Below are 16,277 nucleotides of genomic sequence, written 5' to 3'. Positions count from 1 at the left end.
CCGCGACGGCGCCGCCGCGACCCTCGAGCTCGACGGCGCCGTCCGGCACGTCCGGATCGCGACCGACGGCGCCACGACGTGGGTCGGCATGGACGGGGCCGCCGTCGCCGTGCGCCGGCTGGACCGCGCCGAGCGCCTCGCCGACCTGCTCGCCGCCGCGGCCCGCGAGGACGGTGGCACGGCCGCGCCGGAGATCCGCTCCCCCATGCCGGGGACCGTCGTCGCCGCGCACGTGGAGTCCGGCGACCACGTCACCGTCGGCCAGCCGCTGCTCACGGTGGAGGCCATGAAGATGGAGCACAGGCTTGCCGCGACGTCCGACGGCATCGTCACCCTCACGGCCCGACCGGCCGACCGGGTGGCGCTCGACCAGGTGGTGGCGACGATCGCCGCCCACCCCCACGAAGGGACTCAGGGATGAGCCACGACCTCGACCTCACGACCGAGCAGCAGCAGCTCGCCGACCAGGTGCGCGAGTTCGCCGACGAGGTCGTCGCGCCGGCCGCGTACGAGTACGACACCAAGCGCGAGCTGCCGTACGGGATCATCGCCGAGATGGGCCGGATGGGGCTGTTCGGCCTGCCTTTCTCCCCCGAGTACGGCGGCCAGGGCAAGACGTACGTGGAGCTGTGCCTCGCGGTCGAGCAGCTCGCGCGGGTGGACCAGTCGATCGCGGTGACGCTCGAGGCCGGCGTGGGGCTGGGCATCATGCCCATCTACCGGCGCGGCACCGAGGAGCAGAAGCAGCGCTGGGTGCCGCCGCTGGCCCGCGGCGAGGCGCTCGCCGGCTTCGGACTGACCGAGGCGGAGGCGGGCTCGGACGCCGCGGGCACGCGCACCACCGCCCACCTCGAGGACGGCCAGTGGGTGATCAACGGGACCAAGCAGTTCATCACGAACTCCGGGTCGAAGATCACCAGCCTGGTCACCGTGACCGCCGTGACCGGTGAGGAGACCCGCGTGGACGGCTCCGTCAAGAAGGAGCTCACCGCGATCCTCGTGCCCTCCGGCACGCCCGGATTCACCGTCGGTCCGGCGTACGACAAGGTCGGGTGGCACACCTCCGACACGCACCCCCTGACCTTCGAGGACGTCCGGGTGCCCGAGGCCAACATCCTCGGGGAGCGCGGGCGGGGGTTCGCCAACTTCATCCAGAGCCTCGACGAGGGCCGCGTGGCCTTCGCAGCGCTGTGCACAGGAGCGGCGCAGGGCTGCCTCGAGGAGGCGATCCGCTACGCCAAGAAGCGGCACGTGTTCGGCCGGGCCATCGGCGACAACCAGCACATCGCCTTCACCATCGCCCGGATGCAGGCACGCACGCACGCCGCCCGGCTCGCCACCTACGACGCCGCGCACCGGATCGTCGCCGGAAAGCCCTTCAAGATGCAGGCCAGCCTCGCCAAGATGATCAGCAGCGAGGCGGCGATGGCCAACGCGCACGACGCCGCGCAGATCTGGGGCGGCTACGGCTTCCTCAACGAGAACGCGGTCGCGCGGCACTACCGCGACGCCAAGGTGCTGGAGATCGGCGAGGGGACCACGGAGGTGCAGCTGATGATCATCGCGAGGGAGCTCGGCTTCGGGACCGCGGCATGAGCACCGACGACGCCCTGGTCTCACCCAGCCACACCTCCCCCGGCCACGGCACCGCCGCCGGGGAGGTGGTGGTGCAGCGCGGCCGGTACTACGAGGAGCTGGAGGTCGACGCCCGCTACGTGCACCGTCCGGGCCGCACGCTGACCGAGGCGGACAACGTCCTGTTCTCCACGCTGACGATGAACCACCAGGCCCTGCACCTGGACGCCGCGTGGTCCGCGACCCAGCCCTTCGGGCAGCGCCTGGTGAACTCGCTCCTGACGCTGTCCACGCTCGTCGGGCTGTCCGTCGCCCAGCTCTCCCAGGGCACGATCGTGGCGAACCTGGGCTTCACCGAGGTCATGTTCCCCCACCCGCTCTTCCACGGGGACACGCTCTACGCCGAGACGGTCGTGACGGCCAAGCGGCTGTCCCGGTCCCGGCCCGGGCAGGGCGTGGTGACGCTCGAGCACACCGGTCGCAACCAGGACGACGTCGTCGTCGTGACCGCGAGCCGCAACGTCCTCTTCCTGTGCCGGGAGCAGCCGTGACCCCTGCGACCACGGCGTGGACCCTGGGTCCGGCCCTGCTCTTCTGCCCGGCCGACCGGCCCGACCGCTTCGCGAAGGCCGCCGAGCGCGCCGACGCGGTGATCCTCGACCTCGAGGACGCGGTCGCACCCGAGGCGAAGGCGGCCGCGCGCGAGGCGCTCGCGGCCTCGACGCTGGACCCGGACCGCACGATCGTGAGGGTCGACGCGGTGGGCAGCCGGTGGTTCGACGACGACGTCGCCGCACTGGCCGCGACCGGGTACAGGACGGTCATGCTCGCCAAGGCGTCGTCGGCCGAGGACGTCGCCGCCGTGCGCCGGCGGGGCCCCTGGGACGTCGTGGCGCTCGTGGAGACGGCCGCGGGGGTCGTGGCGGCACCGTCGATCGCGGCGGCGGACGGTGTCGTCGCCCTGATGTGGGGCGCCGAGGACCTCGTCGCGTCGCTCGGCGGCACCTCCAGCCGGCACGACGGCGGGACGTACCGCGACGTCGCCCGGCTGGCCCGGGCGTCCATCCTGCTCGCGGCCGGCGCGCACGGCCGGGCGGCGATCGACGCCGTGCACCTGGACATCGGCGACGCCGACGGCCTCGCGGCCGAGGCGGCGGACGCGAGGGCGTCCGGGTTCGCGGCGACCGCGTGCATCCACCCGAGCCAGGTCGCCGTCGTCCGTGCCGCGTACCGGCCGACGGAGGCGGAGGTGGACCGCGCGCGTCGCCTGCTCGAGGCGGCCGCCGGCCTCGAGGGGGTCTTCCGGTGGGAGGGGCAGATGGTCGACGGGCCCGTCCTGCGTCACGCCGAGCGGGTCCTGCGGGACGCCGGTCAGGGCTGACCCGTCGGGGCGGCCGCGGCGGGGCGGTCAGTGCACGTGGCGGTGGTGCAGGTCCGGCACGTGCGGGTGGCTGTGCCGCACGGCGCCGTGCCCGTGCGGGTGCTGGTGCCGCCCGGTGAACCCGTCGGCGTGGACGTGGTCGTGGTGGCCGTCGTCGTGGGTGTGCTCGTGGTCGTGGACCGTGGCCTCGTGCCGGTGCTCGTGCGCGTGGTCGGAGCGCGAGACGAGCGCGACGCCCACGGCCGCCAGGAGCAGGGCGACCACCGTGGGCATCCGGACCGGCTCGCGGAGCACGGTCCACGCCACCACGGCGCCGAGGAAGGGTGCCGTCGCGAACACCACCTGCGCACGGGCGGCACCGAGGTCGCGAGCACCCGCCACCCAGAGGGTGATGGACAGCCCGTAGCCCAGCGCGCCGATGAGCAGCGCCGCCCCGACGACGCCCGCCGTCGGGGCCGGCGCCGCCGTCAGCCCGATGACCGTGTTCGCGGTCCCGGCGACCAGCCCCTTGGCGAAGGTGATGTGCACGGGGGCCAGCTCGTCGAGCTCCGCGGTGACGCTGTTGTCGATCGCCCAGCACACGCACGCCGCCGCGATGAGCAGGGCGCCGAGGCGCAGCCCGTCGGTCGCACCCGGGCCGGCCAGCACGAGGCTGGCCGCACCGACGAGGAGCGTCCCGGCCGCGACGCGCGGACCGATGTGCTCCCGGAACACGACCGAGGCCAGCACCACGGTGAAGACGAGCTCGAGGTTGAGCAGCAGCGAGGCGTTCGCGGCGGACGCGTGCTGCAGCCCGAGCGCGAGCAGCACCGGTCCCGCGGCCCCACCGACGACGACGGCGAGCGCGAGGCGGGGGGCGCCGCGCCGCAGCGCCGCGGGGTCGGGACGGCGGGACACCGCGCCGGGCAGGACCGCGAGCGCCGCACCCAGGTAGAGGAGACCGGCGAGCGTGAACGGGTTGACGTCCCTGGCCAGCTGGGCGGCGAAGGGCGTCGACGCGCCGAAGAGCAGCGCCGCGAGGCCGGCGCGCAGCACTCCCCTACGCATCGCGACCCTTCGCCGTCGACGGGGTGGCTGGTCGGCCGGTGCAGAGCATGGGACGACGGTAGGTGGTGCGAGCCCTCCGCCGGGCACGGGCGGCGCGAGTGTCACCGCCGCACGGCCGGGCCCGGCCGTCGTCTCCGTCCGGCCGGGCCCCGCGACGGGCCTCAGACGGCGGCGAGCTCGCCCGCGCGGATCAGCTCCATGGCGCGGGCCCAGCGGACCAGCTGGTCGAGCATCGGGGCCACGGCGGCGGCCGGCGCCGCGGTGGGCGCGAAGGTGGAGAAGTTCTCGAAGTCGGTGAACAGCGACAGCAGGACGGCGTTGCGGACGTGCGCGACCTGCATCTCCGACAGGATGCCGCGCAGGTGCTCGACCGCACGGGCCCCGCCGGCGGACCCGTAGGAGACGAAGCCGGCCGCCTTGTCGTTGAGCTCGGTGGACAGGTAGTCGAGGGCGTTCTTGAGGGCCCCGGTCACCGAGTGGTTGTACTCGGCGACGACGAACACGTACCCGTCGTACTCGGCCATCTTCGCGGCCCAGGCCTGCGACACCTCGGAGAACCCGCCCGGCGCGAACGCCGGTGACGTGCCCTCCGCCCAGACGGGCAGGTGGAAGTCGGCGATGTCGACGATCTCGAACTCGGCGTCGCTGCGCTCGTCCGTGAAGGACTTCACCCAGCGGGCGACGTCGAGGCTCTGACGCCCGGGGCGGATGCTGCCGGTCACGATGGCGATGCGGGTCATCTGGAGGTGTCCTCGTTCTCGGTGGGGCGAGCCGTCGCGGTGCGGACAGCGCACCCCGACAAACTAAATGAAGGTTCAACCATATTCCCTCCCGGCGCTCCCCGCGCGGCGAGCGCGGCCCCGTCACGACCTCCGCCGGTCGGACGCACCACCGTCGTGACGGATCTCAGCCGGTCCTCGACCTCAACTCCGGCCCCGCGCCCGCACATGAACCACGTAAGGAGAGCCGCAGGGCGCGGGGGGAGCCGGCGCGGCGCACGTTGCCAGGGAGGGCACATGCACAAGCAGGGGCGTCGCACCACGGTCCGTCCGAGCGGGACGGCGGGCTTCACGCTCGTCGAGCTGCTCGTCGTGCTCCTCATCCTGGGGGTGCTGGCCTCGATCGGCCTCCCGGCCTGGTTCGGTCACCGCGAACGCGCCGTCGACGCATCGCTCACCTCGGACCTCCGCGGCCTGGCGACGTCCGCGACGGCCTACGCGACCACGCACGGGCACTACCCGGCCACCATGACGGAGCTCGCCGCCGAGGAGGAGGTGGCCCTCTCACCGGGGAACAGCGTCGTGCTGTTCGGCAGCGCCGGGGGCTTCGTCATCTACGGCACCGCCCCCGGCACGGACACGGTGTGGGTCCTGTCCTCGGCGGAGGGCTCCGCGGCGCGGCGCGCGGAGGGCCTCGCCGCCCTGCCCCCGGCCGGACCGGCGGCCGGCACGTTCGGTGCCACCCAGCCGGACCTCAGCGGGCCCCTTCGACGGTCTGCCGCAGCCCGTGGTCGCCAGCGCCTGGGAGACCCAGCTCGCGCTCGACAGCGTGGACGACCCGCGTCTGGAGCAGTTCATGGTCAAGTACCAGCAGGGTGAGCAGACTCCCGAGCCTGGGGCGGCCTGTTCCGGTGGGGTCGACGCCTGACGAACCCCGCGACCAGGAGCACGACGCCGAGCACGGTGATGGCGAGCCCCGGCCACTCCCCCAGGCGGTCCGCCGGAGTGAGCGAGACCCGGAGCGGCAGCTCTGCGACCATCTGCTCGGCGGTGAACAGGCCCGTCGTGTCCAGCACGCCGCCGTCGGGACCGATCAGGGCACTGACCCCGACGGTGGACACCTGCACCACCGCCCGGCCGTGCTCGGCCGCGCGGAACCGGGACATCGCCAGCTGCTGGGTCGACTCCTGGGTCAGCCCGAACGACGCGTTGTTGGTGGGGATCACGATCAGCTCACCCCCGCTGAGCACGCCCTCCCGGATCAGGTCGTCGTAGGCCACCTCGAAGCAGATCGCGGTGGCGATCGGCACCGAGCGCCGCAGACGCTCGATGTCCACCTGGATCATGGCCTGTCCGGTGCCGGCCACCATGTCGGTGGTGATCCGGTCCACGACGGGGGTCAGCCGACGGAAGAACTCGCGGTAGGGCATGTACTCGCCGAACGGCACCGGCCGCTGCTTGGTGTACTGGACCGTCGGGTCAGCCCCGGAACCCGGCTCCCACAGGATGTAGTCGTTGTACCGGAGCCCGGGTGAGAACCGCTGGGTGCCCAGCAGGATCGGTGCGGCGACGGCACGTGCGGCGCCGTCCACCACGGCTGCGACGTCGGCGTCGGTACGGGGGTCGATGTCCGAGGCCGACTCGGGCCACAGCACGAGGTCCAGCTCACCGGGATCCACCTGCTCGAGCAGCGAACGCGTGCCCGCCGCGTGGTTCGCCACCACCTGACGCGCCTGGGACATCGCCTCGGCGCCCTGGGTGGGCACGTTGCCCTGCACCGCGCCGACCCGAAGGGTGCCCGACTCCGCGCCCGTGCTGAGCGGCACGAGCACCGGCAGGAGCACGACTGCCACGGCGACCAGCAGGGACAGACCCGCAGCACCTGCACGCCGCGTGGTCGCCCTCGTCACGAAGGCTGCCAGCAGGGCGCCGACCGCAACGACCGTGCCGGTGACCAGTGGCTCGCCACCCAGCGGCGCCAGGCGCAGGAGCGGGGAGTCGGTCTGGGAGAAGGCGAGGCTCCCCCAGGGGAAACCGCCGAAGGGCCACCTGCCCCGGAGCTGCTCGACGGCGACCCACAGGACCGCCGCCGCCACGACCTGCAACCACGCATGTCGGCGCACCCAGCCGCCGCGCCGCACCCACACCCAGGCTGCGCCGAAACCACCCAGGTAGAGCGCCTGGAACACCGAGAGCGCCACCCATCCGATCGGTTGGCCCACGGCCTCGTTCGCCCACCACACGTGTGGCGCGAAGAAGGCGAGGCCGTACAGCAGGCCCACCACGAAGCCCCAGCGCGCCGAGTCCCGCCGCAGCGCGAGCAGGAGCACGGCCACGCCGACCGAGGCCATCGGCCACCAGGACCGGCCAGGGAACGCCGTCTCGGTGACCAAACCGGCAGCGACGGCCAGCACCACCGACCACGACCGGCGCGGCAGGACCGGCCCGGCAGTACCGCGCACCGGCACCGGACCAGTCATGCTCGCCGTCCGGCGGCTGACGGACGCTGACGTCGTCATGAGACGGCCGTCACGACAGGCAGGAGAATGGTCATCGTTCCCAGTTCGTCGTAGTAGTAGTGGTCCCTACGAGGGCACGCGCGCGAGTCCGACCGGCTCGCGCCCTCACTCGGGACCCGAAGCGGACGGTCCAGCGCGTCGCGCGACGCCCAGGACGTAGTCCGATCCGATGAACGTCCTCCACCTCGGGCCCACGTCCAGTCCATGGCGAGACAGTTCCGCGAGGAGCTGGCCGGCGGCAAACCGGTCGTGCTCCGGGTGGTCGAACAACCGATCGTACGTGGGCCGGGCGAGTGCGGCTGACGTCACCTCGACGAAGTAGAAGCGTCCACCCGGCCGTAGCGTGCGGGCGACCTCGTCGAGCGCGGCGCGCCAGTCCTCGATGTGGTGCAGCACCGCGAAGTCGAAGGCTGCGTCGTACGACCCACCCTCCGCCCCGAGAGCCCCGCCGAGGTCCAGTGCGTCCCCGTGCACGATCCGCACCACGTTCGCGTGCCGGCGCAGACGGCGCCGTGCCCGGTCGACCATCCGAGGATCGGGGTCCACCGCGTCGACCGACGCAGCGCCCATCCGTTCGATGATGAGCTGTGTCCCGTAACCGGACCCGCAGCCGATCTCCAACGCCCGTCCGCCGTCGAGCCGCCCACCGAGGCGAATGAGCCAGCTCAGCTCGAAGAACCGCTGGAGCGCACGACGCGCCGTGCTGTTCACCGCTGCGCTCTCGAGCGCATTCATCAGCACCGCTCACCACCGCCTGACGGCGGCACGCCCATGCGCCTCAGGAGCGCTCACAGCGAGTGGTGTGACCATACCGACCATCATCGGCGACAACCACGGTGGTGTCGATCAAGACCTGGTGAAGACAGGTCACCATCGGCGACGTACCACGCACAACGACACAGAACCTTGACCGAACGTGCAGCCTGACCTCCATCGCCTCGCGGGAGGCTGGTCTGAAGGCCGAAGGGCGCATGTGAACCGTGGCGTGAGATGGAGTCCGGATGACCCTGAAGAGTATGTCGACGAAGCTGTACCTAGGGATCGGCGTCGCGGCGCTGCTGGCGTGGGCCGCCGGGGTACCGGGCCGAACCATCCTCTCCCTCGCTGTGGTCGGACTGATGATCGCGATGCATGCCGGCGGCCACGGCGGACATGGCGGCCACGGCGGGCATGGCGCCGGGCCGCGTGGTGACCAGGGGAATCGTGAGGATCGCGGCACGGCCGACCCCCACCTCGGGCACACCGGTGGAGCCAGGCTCGCCTCGCCCGTCGAGACGGCCGGCAAGGACACCGACCCCCGAGCCGGATCGGGCCCACGCGGGTGCCACTGACACCTCGACGCCGCTGCCGCTGAGGCGTCGACGACGCATCGCCGCGCGGTGCGGGATCCCCACTGGACCGTGACCGCCTTGGCCCCGGGGCTCGGGGCAGGGTTCGGTGCGGCATGATGTAGGGATACGGGTTCATCGTTCGGGAGGGTTAGTGATGGCGCGTCGTCCGGCCAAGCGGGGGTCCTCGGGCAAGCGGAAGCCGGCGGCGGGGTCCGGGAAGGGGTCCTCGTCGAACCGGGCCGCACCCGGGACGAAGCAGGCACCGGGGACCGCCCACCCCGCACCGGGGACCGGGCACTCGGCGCCGATCCGATTCCCCCTGGGGACCCAGGCACCACTGACCGGGGCGACCCAGGGGCGGGTGCCCCTGGCCCGGGTACCTCTGCCCACGGCCCGCCCCAAGGGGGCGGCCCGAGCCCCCGGCAGCACGACCACCAGCACCGTCACCCCCGACCGACGCCCGAAGGTGGCACCCGGGCCGGCCCCACTTCCGGCAGCGCAACCCACACCGTTGCTCGCCCGCGTCGGTGGCGCAGCCGGGACCACCAGCGCGCTGGAGTTCATCACCTCGCCCTTCTCGGCCGTGGCCGAGCTGCGCCCCCACGCCCTGGGCATCACCTACTGGTTCGACCCTCCCACCGCCACCGGCCCGCACGAGGTCAGGGTCCGGCTGACCGGGCGACGCCTCGACGTCGAAGGGACCCGCACCCCCGCCGACGACTTCGTCGCCATGGCCACCCTGCCCCAGGTACAGCCCGGCAGCAGACGCACCGCACTGACCCACCGCGTCGTGGACAAGGCACCAGGACGCTGGCACGTCACCGCCGAAGCCATCGCCACCCCCCACGGCGGCAAACCCTCCGACGCCGTGCGACTGCCCTCGGCCGAAGGCGTCGGGTCCACCACCTTCGCGCCGGTCGCGACCATGCGGGCACCCGGGGTGGTGCTCGGCGCCTGGCCCACCATGGTCGGCCTGGGCGTCGTCCTGGCCCTGATCCTGCAGAGCACCCTGGCCCGCGCCCACGGACTACCCACCACCAAGGTCCTGATCCTGGCCCTGATCGCCAGCATCCTGGGCGCCGCCGGTGCCAAGATCTACTACCGGCTCACCCACCTCAAGGAGTCCGGCGGGCGTGCCCTCGCCGGGCTGAGCGTCCAGGGCTTCGTCATCGTGGCGACCGTGACCTTCGTCCTCGGCGGAGCCCTGCAAGACCTGCCCATCGGCCACCTGCTCGACGCCACCGTGCCCGCCCTGCTCGTCGGCCAAGCAGTCGGCCGGCTCGGCTGCCTGTTCGGTGGGTGCTGCGCCGGCCTGCCCACCCGCTCCCGATGGGGCGTGTGGTCCTCCGACCGCCGCGTCGGAACCCGCCGCATCCCGGTCCAGCTGATGGAGTCCGCCGCCGCCGCCACCCTCGCCCTGCTCACCGCGATCATCGCCTGGCAGGTACCGACCTCCGCGGCCGGAGCCCTGTTCATCGCCGGCGTCGCCGCCTACATCGCCCTCCGCCAGATCCTGTTCCCCCTACGCGGGGTACCCCGCAGCACCCGCCACGGCCGCCACATCACCCTGGCCGCCGCACTCACGCTCCTGGCCGCTGCACTGGCCGCCCTCCTGCTCGGCTGAACCAACCCCACCGCCACCCACAGCGGCCCGCGCCGTGGAGCGGCGTCCTGGACGTCGGGGCGCGCCTAGAGTCCGACCAGGAGGAGCCACAGCCCGGCCCCGGCCCCGAGGAGCAGCGACCCGACGGCCGCGGCGTACGCAGTGCGTGCAGGTGCCGGCAGCACGTCGGCTGCAGGACCGGTGCCGGCCGGGCGGGCGGTCATCCGGACCGCCGGCCCGAACCAGCGCAGGTAGTAGAAGAGACTCGCCACGGTGTTGACCGCTGCCAGCACCATGAGCCACCCGAAAGAACCATCGGCGGCGGCCGCGAACACCGTCACCTTGCCGACGAAGACCGCGGTCGGCGGCGTGCCGACAAGCCCGAGCAGGACGACGACGAGACTCCCCACGAGCCATGGCCGCCGACGCGCCGCACGCGCCCAGTCGGTCAGGGTTCGTGCCTGCGGGAGTGCGGCAGCCGCGGCGAAAGCACCCACGTTCGTGACGGCGTACCCCGCCAGGTAGAGCGCCAGCGCGGGCTCGGCGAGGTCGGTCCGCGCGGCGACCGCCACGGCCATGAAGAGGTAGCCGACCTGGCTGACGGTCGAGTACGCCATCAGCCGCAGCACCTCGGTCTGCTGGAAGGCGGCGAGGTTGCCCCACGTCATGCTCAGCGCGGCGATGACGGCGACGACGAGCGCCACGTCGACGCCCGGCTCCGCCAACGGGCCCTCCAGCAACCTGAACGCCGCGGCGACGGCACCGAGCTTCGGCACGGTGGTGATGAACGCAGCCATGGCCGGCGTCGTGCCCGCGATGACGTCCGGGACCCAGAAGTGCATGGGTACCGCACCGGCCTTGAACCCGACGCCGGCCAGCAGGCCGATGGCCCCGACCGCGACCAGTGACGTCGGTGCCCCGGGCAGGCGATCCGTCAGCCCGGCGTAGCCTGAGCCACCCGTCGCCAGGACGAGGGTCGTCAACCCGACGAGCATGAGCACTCCCGCGAAGGCGCCCATGAGGTAGTACTTCAGCGTGGCCTCGGTCCCACGGCTGTCCTTGACGAAGCCGGCCAGTGCGTAGAGCGGCACGCTGGCCACGAGGTAGGCGGCGACCAGCATGAGCATGTCCCCGGCCGCAGCCAGCGCGACGGCGCCCGTGGCGCCGAGGAGCATCAGGACGTATGCCTCGGTCTCCCGCGGGTGACCGGCGAGCGACCTGGACGACAGGGCGAGCACGGCCGCCGTCGACAGTGCGACGGTGAGCCGGACGACGCCGGTGACCTCGTCGATCACCCACGTCCCGCCGTACACGGTCACGTCGTCGCCCAGCAGGGCCGGGACGGCCGCGGCGGCGCTGGCCAGCGCTGCGGTCAACGCCACCAGGCGCACGCGGCCCTGCCGGTGCTGCGGGGTCCACAGCCCCAGCAGCAGGCCGACCGCCGCCCCGAGGACGAGCAGGAGCTCGGGCAGGAGGTCCGTCGGACTGCCTGACATGGCACCCGTCCCGGTCATCGGGACACGAGCTCCACGACCGCTGCGGCCGCCGGCGCGATCACGTCCAGCAGGAACACCGGTGCGAGGCCGATGACCACCGACAGCACGAGCAGCGGGACGATCGAGGCGATCTCGTGCATCCTCAGGTCGGGGAAGGACGGCGGCGGTGGCGTCGTCGTCGTCGGCGTCGTCGTCTGGGCATCGGCGTCGTCCGGCGCCCCGTGGTCCATCGCCCCGTGGTCCATCGCCCCGTGATCCATCGCCCCGTGATCCATCGCCCCGTGATCCATCGCCCCGTGATCCATCGCCCCGTGGTCCATCGCCCCGTGCCCGGCGTGGGCAGCGGCCGGCGCACGCCGCGGAGCGGTGTCCGCCGTGACACCGAACTCGGAACCGGTGCTGCCGTCGTCGTCGGTCACCGGACCCGCGTCGGGCACGGCGAGCAGCGGCGGACCGGTGAGCAGGCGCTGCACCGCCAGGAGGAAGAGCCCGGCCGTCACCAGGATGCCGGTGACAGCGATGACGCCAGCTACCGGTGCGGCCTGGATCGTGCCGGTGAAGACCTGGAACTCGGCGATGAAGGACGAGAACCCGGGCAGGCCCAGGGAGCCGAACACCGCCACCGCCAGGGCAGCGGCGAACAGCGGCGCAGGTCGGGCGAGCCCACCCCAGCGGGAGAAGTCGTACGTCCCACCGCGCGACCAGAGCACGCCCGTGAGGAGGAACAACGCCCCGGTGAGCAGCCCGTGGCTCACCATCTGCACCAGCGCGCCGACAGTGGCGATCGTGCGGGCCTCCGGGTCGGCCCCGACCAGGCCGGCGACTCCCAGGCCGAGGATGACGTACCCCATGTGGTTCACCGACGTGTACGCGATCATCCGTTTGGCGTCGCGCTGGGCGAGCGCGACGAAGGCGCCCCACAGCACGCTGACCACGCCGACGACCACGGCCACCATCGCCCACCGCTGCCAGGCCGCCGGCAGCATCGGCATGGCGATCCGGACGAACCCGTAGGTCCCCAGCTTCAGCAGCACCCCCGCGAGGATCGCCGAGCCGGCTGCGGGCGCATCGGTGTGGGCGTCGGGCAGCCAGGTGTGGAACGGGAACAGCGGGGTCTTCACTGCCAGCCCGATCCCGATCGCGAGCAGCACGAGGCCGCAGAGCAGCGGGGAGTCGTCCAGCGGTGGCCGGGCAGCCAGCCGGACCATGTCGAACGTGCGCTCCTCCCCGCCCAGGAACAGCCCGATGAACCCCAGCAGCAGCGCGAGCGACCCGACGAACGTGTAGAGAAAGAACTTCAGCGCGCTGCGTCGGTTGTTGCCGTGCCCCCATCCGGCGATCACGAAGTACATGCCCACGATGGACAGGTCGAAGAAGACGAAGAACAGGATGAGGTCCAGCGCGGCGAACGTCCCCAGACACGTCGTCTGCAGGAACAGGAACACCGCGGCGAACCGCCGCGGCCGGTCCTGCTCGCGCTGCGACCAGATCGCGACGGCGAGGAAGAGCAGCGACGTCAGGGCGATCAGCGGCAGGGACAGCCCGTCCACCCCGACGTGGTAGGCCGCGTCGACGGTGGGGATCCACCGGACCTTCGTGTCGTACGCGAGGCCGTCGACGACCCCGGAGGTTCCCCGCCCCGGGTCGAAGCCGATCCACATCCAGATCACGAGGGCGAGATCGACCGCGGCGGCAGCGACCCACGACCAGGCGACCGCTCGCTGGGACAACCGGGGCAGCATCATGAGCACCGCCGCCACGACTACGGGGAGCAGGACGACGACGGTCAGCAGCATGGTCACCTCACCAGGAGCAGAAGGGCGAGCAGGAGACCCAGACCACTGAGGGTCTGGGCGTAGTACTGGTGCAGCTGCCCCGTCTGGGGACGGCGCATCACCCCACCGAGACGCCGCAGCGACCGGGCAAGGCGGTGGACCGCGGCATCGACCACCGCACCGTCGATCCTCCACAGGACGTCGGCGGAGCGTGCGGTCGCGGTGGCCACCGCATCGACGGCGCCGTCGATCACTGTCTCGTCGGTCCGCCGCACCGCCCGGGCGAGCCGCACCACTGACGCGGCCGCGCCGTCGACACCCCGGTCGATGACCCGGGCGTCGACGGCGTCGGCGGCCCGGGCCACGGCCAGCCACGGACGCGGGGTGAGCAGCAGCGGCAGTCCCGCCCAGCTCAGCAGCGGGGTTCGGCGCAGGGGCGCCAGCAGCTGCGGCCGGACCAGGACGACGGCGAGCACGACCACCGCGATCACCCCGGATGCCGCCAGCTCCCCCAGCCCGGGCGCCTCCTGGGCCCCGCCGGCGACGACGCCGGCGAAGCGCCCGGCGACGGCGGGCAGCCCCAGCACGGCGAGCCCGGCGGCGGCCAGGGTCAGCGTCCAGGCGACCGTGGTCGTCACCGGGGGGACCCGGCCGGCCGCGCGCGCCTCGTCGGTCGGCAACGGCGCGAGCACGACCGCGAGCACCCGGCCGGCGTAGACCGCGGACAGCGCGGCGGCGCTCAGCGCCACCAGCCGCAGCGCCGTCGACCCGGTGCCTGCCATCGCCCAGTCCTTGGTGACCCACAGCGACAGCGGCGGCACCCCCGCCAGCGCCAGGGCCGCCACGGTGGCCGCGGCACCGATTCCCCGGTTGCGCCGCGCGGCGCCGCGCAACCCGGTCAGCTTCTTGGTGCCCAGGGCGGTGAGCCACACCCCGGCGACGACGAAAAGGGCCGCCTTGACCGCGGCGTGGGCCACCCACTGCGCCGTGCCGCCGGCGACCGACCCGACGCCGGCGCCGAGCACGACGAACCCGATCTGCGCCCCGGTGCTGGCCGCGAGGAGCTGCTTGAGGTCCACCTGGGCCGCAGCGACCAGACCGAGCACCAGCGCCGTCAGCGCTCCGGCCCACGCCGCAGTCGTCGCCGCCCATCCGGTGGCCTCGAGCAAGGGCTGGACGCGCAGCAGCAGGTAGCCACCGGCGGCGACCATCGTCGCCGAGTGCAGCAGGGCACTGACCGCGCTCGGGCCTTGCATGGCCGCGGAGAGCCAGGCGGAGAAGGGCAGCTGCGCCGACTTGCCCAGAGCAGCCACCAGCACGCCGGCAGCCGCCACGTCACGCCAGCCACCGTCCGCCGTGGCGAGCCCGGAGAGCTCCAGCGACCCCGTGCCCGCGAACGAGGCCCCCGCGGCGATGTACAGCCCCAGGTCGCCCAGACGCGTGGTGAGGAACGCGGTGGTGCCGGCCGCCGCTTTGCCCGGGGTCGCCCACTGGAAACCGATCAGGGCGTACGACGTCGCGCCCATGATCTCCCAGCTCAGCAGCAGGGCCGGGATCGTCGTGGCGGTGACGGTCGCCAGCATCGCAGCGGTGAACAGCAGGAGGTAGCCGAAGAACCGCGCACGGGCATCGGTCCGTGGCAGGTCGGCGGTGGCGAAAACCACCACCGCCGCCGCGACCGCCGCCACCGTGACCACCAGCACGGCAGAGAGTCCGTCGACCGCGAGTGCGAGCTCACCGCCCGTCACACCCGGCAGGAACGGGGCCTGCGCCTGCGGCCGCCACACCGCGACCCCGGCCGCGAGCGTCAGGGTCGCCAGGGCCGTCGCCACCGCGAGCGGGCCGGCGAGCCGGTCTGCTCGTCGTCCGGTCACGAGCAGGACGACGCCGACCACCGCCGGCACGAGCACCAGCGCGGCCAGCGTGGCCGGGCCCGACGCCGGGCTCATCCGTTGAGCTCCGTGGCCATGTCGACCATGTCCACCTGCCGGGCCCGGTAGATCGCGATGGTCGCGGCGAAGCCCATGACCATCTCCACCGCCATGACCACCAGGGCCACCACGATCAGCACCTGGGCATCCGCGCGTGGCGCCAGGAAGTACCAGGCCGCGACGCCGCCCAGCAGGACGCCGTTGACCACCAGCTCGATGCCCATCATCACCATGACGATCGACTGCTGGGACAGCGCGCCGAACACCCCGGTCCCGACGAGCGCGGCGGCCACGGTGAGCAGGAGCTGAAGGAGCACCTCGTCGGTCATCGCGGCAGACCCCCGGGGACCGGGTCGGTCGGTCGTGACCGACGCAGGTCCGGCCCGAAGCGGTCGTAGCGGCCGCGGCCCGTCGCCAGCACGGTCCCGGACAGGATGGTGGCGAACAGCCCCACGCCCACGAGGATCATCACGAGCATGTACTGGCCCATGATCGCCTCACCGAGCTGGACGGTGGCGTCCGCCGGGGCGGTTCCCGACCGGGTGGGCCAGTCCACCAGCCAGACACCGGCCGCCAGCACGGCGAAGACGCCCAGACCCGCGCCGGCTGAGCCGCGGGCGTTGTGCACCATCGTCATGGGCATCAGCCCGGCCGGGTTCATCATGAACATGATCATGAAGACCGCCATCACGGCCATCTCCATCGTCATCATCAGTGCCGTGACCAGGGCGAGATAGGGCAGGTCGAGCACGAGCATGATGCCGGCGATCGCCAGGAAGGAGCCGAGGAGCGCGAAGGTCGCCCTGGCCATCGAGTCGACGACGAACACCGCGACCCCCAGGACCACCGCCACGATGCCGAGGCTCACACCCACGACCGCCACCACGTCGTTCATCGCTC

Annotated in this window: 16 protein-coding genes and 1 pseudogene; 8 read left to right on the top strand and 9 right to left on the bottom strand. The window is 72.9% G+C overall.

The annotated features are described in order from the left end of the window. The 4 genes from N866_RS04455 to N866_RS04440 form a co-directional block, all read left to right on the top strand. On the top strand, window positions 1–421 hold a 421-nt coding region (locus N866_RS04455), incomplete at its 5' end, for an acyl-CoA carboxylase biotin carboxyl carrier protein subunit (protein WP_034223209.1). Further along, window positions 418–1,596 (top strand): acyl-CoA dehydrogenase family protein, encoded by a 1,179-nt coding sequence (locus N866_RS04450; RefSeq protein ID WP_034223206.1) that lies wholly within the window; start codon window positions 418–420, stop codon window positions 1,594–1,596. The genes N866_RS04455 and N866_RS04450, both read left to right, overlap by 4 nt. Then, entirely contained in the window at window positions 1,593–2,126 is a 534-nt protein-coding gene (locus N866_RS04445; RefSeq protein WP_081802322.1) for a MaoC family dehydratase, read from the top strand. Before N866_RS04450 ends, N866_RS04445 begins: the two co-directional genes overlap by 4 nt. Then, window positions 2,123–2,956 carry an HpcH/HpaI aldolase/citrate lyase family protein gene (locus N866_RS04440; RefSeq protein ID WP_034223203.1) on the top strand — a complete coding sequence of 278 codons (834 nt, stop codon included), beginning with the start codon at window positions 2,123–2,125 and terminating at the stop codon, window positions 2,954–2,956. The genes N866_RS04445 and N866_RS04440 overlap by 4 nt, the downstream gene beginning before the upstream one ends. Before the next feature lie 27 nt (window positions 2,957–2,983). On the opposite strand, the gene N866_RS04435 is transcribed toward N866_RS04440, so the two are convergent. Both N866_RS04435 and N866_RS04430 read right to left on the bottom strand, forming a co-directional pair. Beyond that, window positions 2,984–4,003, bottom strand: a complete 1,020-nt coding sequence (locus N866_RS04435; RefSeq protein ID WP_034223200.1) for a DMT family transporter — start codon at window positions 4,001–4,003, stop codon at window positions 2,984–2,986. Window positions 4,004–4,164: 161 nt separating this feature from the next. Next, window positions 4,165–4,743, bottom strand: a complete 579-nt coding sequence (locus tag N866_RS04430; protein ID WP_034223197.1) for an NADPH-dependent FMN reductase — start codon at window positions 4,741–4,743, stop codon at window positions 4,165–4,167. 207 nt (window positions 4,744–4,950) lie between these two features. Between N866_RS04430 and N866_RS22680 the strand changes: the two are divergent. Together N866_RS22680 and N866_RS20310 are read left to right on the top strand one after the other, a co-directional pair. Next, window positions 4,951–5,127, top strand: a pseudogene (locus N866_RS22680) (prepilin-type N-terminal cleavage/methylation domain-containing protein); the annotation flags it as partial. Between the two features lie 331 nt (window positions 5,128–5,458). After that, entirely contained in the window at window positions 5,459–5,650 is a 192-nt protein-coding gene (locus N866_RS20310; protein WP_342668385.1) for a DUF3105 domain-containing protein, read from the top strand. Here the strand turns inward: N866_RS20310 and lnt are convergent. Then, complete coding sequence (gene lnt / locus N866_RS04420) at window positions 5,583–7,202, bottom strand: apolipoprotein N-acyltransferase (protein ID WP_052022384.1); 1,620 nt, start codon at window positions 7,200–7,202, stop codon at window positions 5,583–5,585. The genes N866_RS20310 and lnt overlap by 68 nt on opposite strands. Window positions 7,203–7,346: 144 nt before the next feature. Continuing rightward, window positions 7,347–7,976, bottom strand: a complete 630-nt coding sequence (locus N866_RS04415; protein ID WP_216699374.1) for a class I SAM-dependent methyltransferase — start codon at window positions 7,974–7,976, stop codon at window positions 7,347–7,349. A gap of 266 nt (window positions 7,977–8,242) precedes the next feature. On the opposite strand from N866_RS04415, the gene N866_RS20805 reads away from it, so the two are divergent. Both N866_RS20805 and N866_RS20800 read left to right on the top strand, forming a co-directional pair. After that, entirely contained in the window at window positions 8,243–8,572 is a 330-nt protein-coding gene (locus N866_RS20805; RefSeq protein ID WP_155855200.1) for a hypothetical protein, read from the top strand. Window positions 8,573–9,083: 511 nt separating this feature from the next. Further along, complete coding sequence (locus tag N866_RS20800) at window positions 9,084–10,196, top strand: prolipoprotein diacylglyceryl transferase (protein ID WP_052022377.1); 1,113 nt, start codon at window positions 9,084–9,086, stop codon at window positions 10,194–10,196. Window positions 10,197–10,261: 65 nt separating this feature from the next. Here the strand turns inward: N866_RS20800 and N866_RS04400 are convergent, their stop codons facing one another. Genes N866_RS04400 through N866_RS04380 form a run of 5 tightly spaced genes read right to left on the bottom strand, consistent with a single transcriptional unit; the run spans window position 10,262 to window position 16,272 of the window. Then, window positions 10,262–11,671 carry an NADH-quinone oxidoreductase subunit N gene (locus N866_RS04400; RefSeq protein WP_245612355.1) on the bottom strand — a complete coding sequence of 470 codons (1,410 nt, stop codon included), beginning with the start codon at window positions 11,669–11,671 and terminating at the stop codon, window positions 10,262–10,264. Between the two features lie 14 nt (window positions 11,672–11,685). Further along, window positions 11,686–13,467: a complex I subunit 4 family protein gene (locus N866_RS04395; protein WP_034223186.1), complete on the bottom strand. Its 1,782-nt coding sequence runs from the start codon at window positions 13,465–13,467 to the stop codon at window positions 11,686–11,688. 2 nt (window positions 13,468–13,469) lie between these two features. Then, window positions 13,470–15,395 (bottom strand): proton-conducting transporter transmembrane domain-containing protein, encoded by a 1,926-nt coding sequence (locus tag N866_RS04390; RefSeq protein WP_034223183.1) that lies wholly within the window; start codon window positions 15,393–15,395, stop codon window positions 13,470–13,472. After that, window positions 15,392–15,706: an NADH-quinone oxidoreductase subunit NuoK gene (locus N866_RS04385; protein WP_052022376.1), complete on the bottom strand. Its 315-nt coding sequence runs from the start codon at window positions 15,704–15,706 to the stop codon at window positions 15,392–15,394. Before N866_RS04385 ends, N866_RS04390 begins: the two co-directional genes overlap by 4 nt. Beyond that, window positions 15,703–16,272, bottom strand: coding sequence for an NADH-quinone oxidoreductase subunit J (locus N866_RS04380; RefSeq protein ID WP_034223181.1), 570 nt, complete (start codon window positions 16,270–16,272; stop codon window positions 15,703–15,705). The genes N866_RS04385 and N866_RS04380 overlap by 4 nt, the downstream gene beginning before the upstream one ends. Window positions 16,273–16,277 lie beyond the last annotated feature (5 nt).

The sequence above is a fragment of the Actinotalea ferrariae CF5-4 genome, from assembly GCF_000603945.1.
GTDB classification, from domain to species: Bacteria; Actinomycetota; Actinomycetes; order Actinomycetales; family Cellulomonadaceae; genus Actinotalea; species Actinotalea ferrariae.
Note: the sequence above shows the minus strand (reverse complement) of the source record. Positions and strands in the feature narration are given on the sequence as shown.

Bases quoted from the DNA above. Each gene is read 5' to 3' on its own strand.
- N866_RS04450 (WP_034223206.1), top strand. From the start codon at position 418: ATGAGCCACGACCTCGACCTCACGACCGAGCAGCAGCAGCTCGCCGAC.
- N866_RS04445 (WP_081802322.1), top strand. From the start codon at position 1,593: ATGAGCACCGACGACGCCCTGGTCTCACCCAGCCACACCTCCCCCGGC.
- N866_RS04435 (WP_034223200.1), bottom strand. From the start codon at position 4,003: ATGCGTAGGGGAGTGCTGCGCGCCGGCCTCGCGGCGCTGCTCTTCGGC.
- N866_RS04430 (WP_034223197.1), bottom strand. From the start codon at position 4,743: ATGACCCGCATCGCCATCGTGACCGGCAGCATCCGCCCCGGGCGTCAG.
- lnt (WP_052022384.1), bottom strand. From the start codon at position 7,202: ATGACTGGTCCGGTGCCGGTGCGCGGTACTGCCGGGCCGGTCCTGCCG.
- N866_RS04415 (WP_216699374.1), bottom strand. From the start codon at position 7,976: ATGAATGCGCTCGAGAGCGCAGCGGTGAACAGCACGGCGCGTCGTGCG.
- N866_RS20805 (WP_155855200.1), top strand. From the start codon at position 8,243: ATGACCCTGAAGAGTATGTCGACGAAGCTGTACCTAGGGATCGGCGTC.
- N866_RS04400 (WP_245612355.1), bottom strand. From the start codon at position 11,671: ATGTCAGGCAGTCCGACGGACCTCCTGCCCGAGCTCCTGCTCGTCCTC.
- N866_RS04395 (WP_034223186.1), bottom strand. From the start codon at position 13,467: ATGCTGCTGACCGTCGTCGTCCTGCTCCCCGTAGTCGTGGCGGCGGTG.
- N866_RS04390 (WP_034223183.1), bottom strand. From the start codon at position 15,395: ATGAGCCCGGCGTCGGGCCCGGCCACGCTGGCCGCGCTGGTGCTCGTG.
- N866_RS04385 (WP_052022376.1), bottom strand. From the start codon at position 15,706: ATGACCGACGAGGTGCTCCTTCAGCTCCTGCTCACCGTGGCCGCCGCG.
- N866_RS04380 (WP_034223181.1), bottom strand. From the start codon at position 16,272: ATGAACGACGTGGTGGCGGTCGTGGGTGTGAGCCTCGGCATCGTGGCG.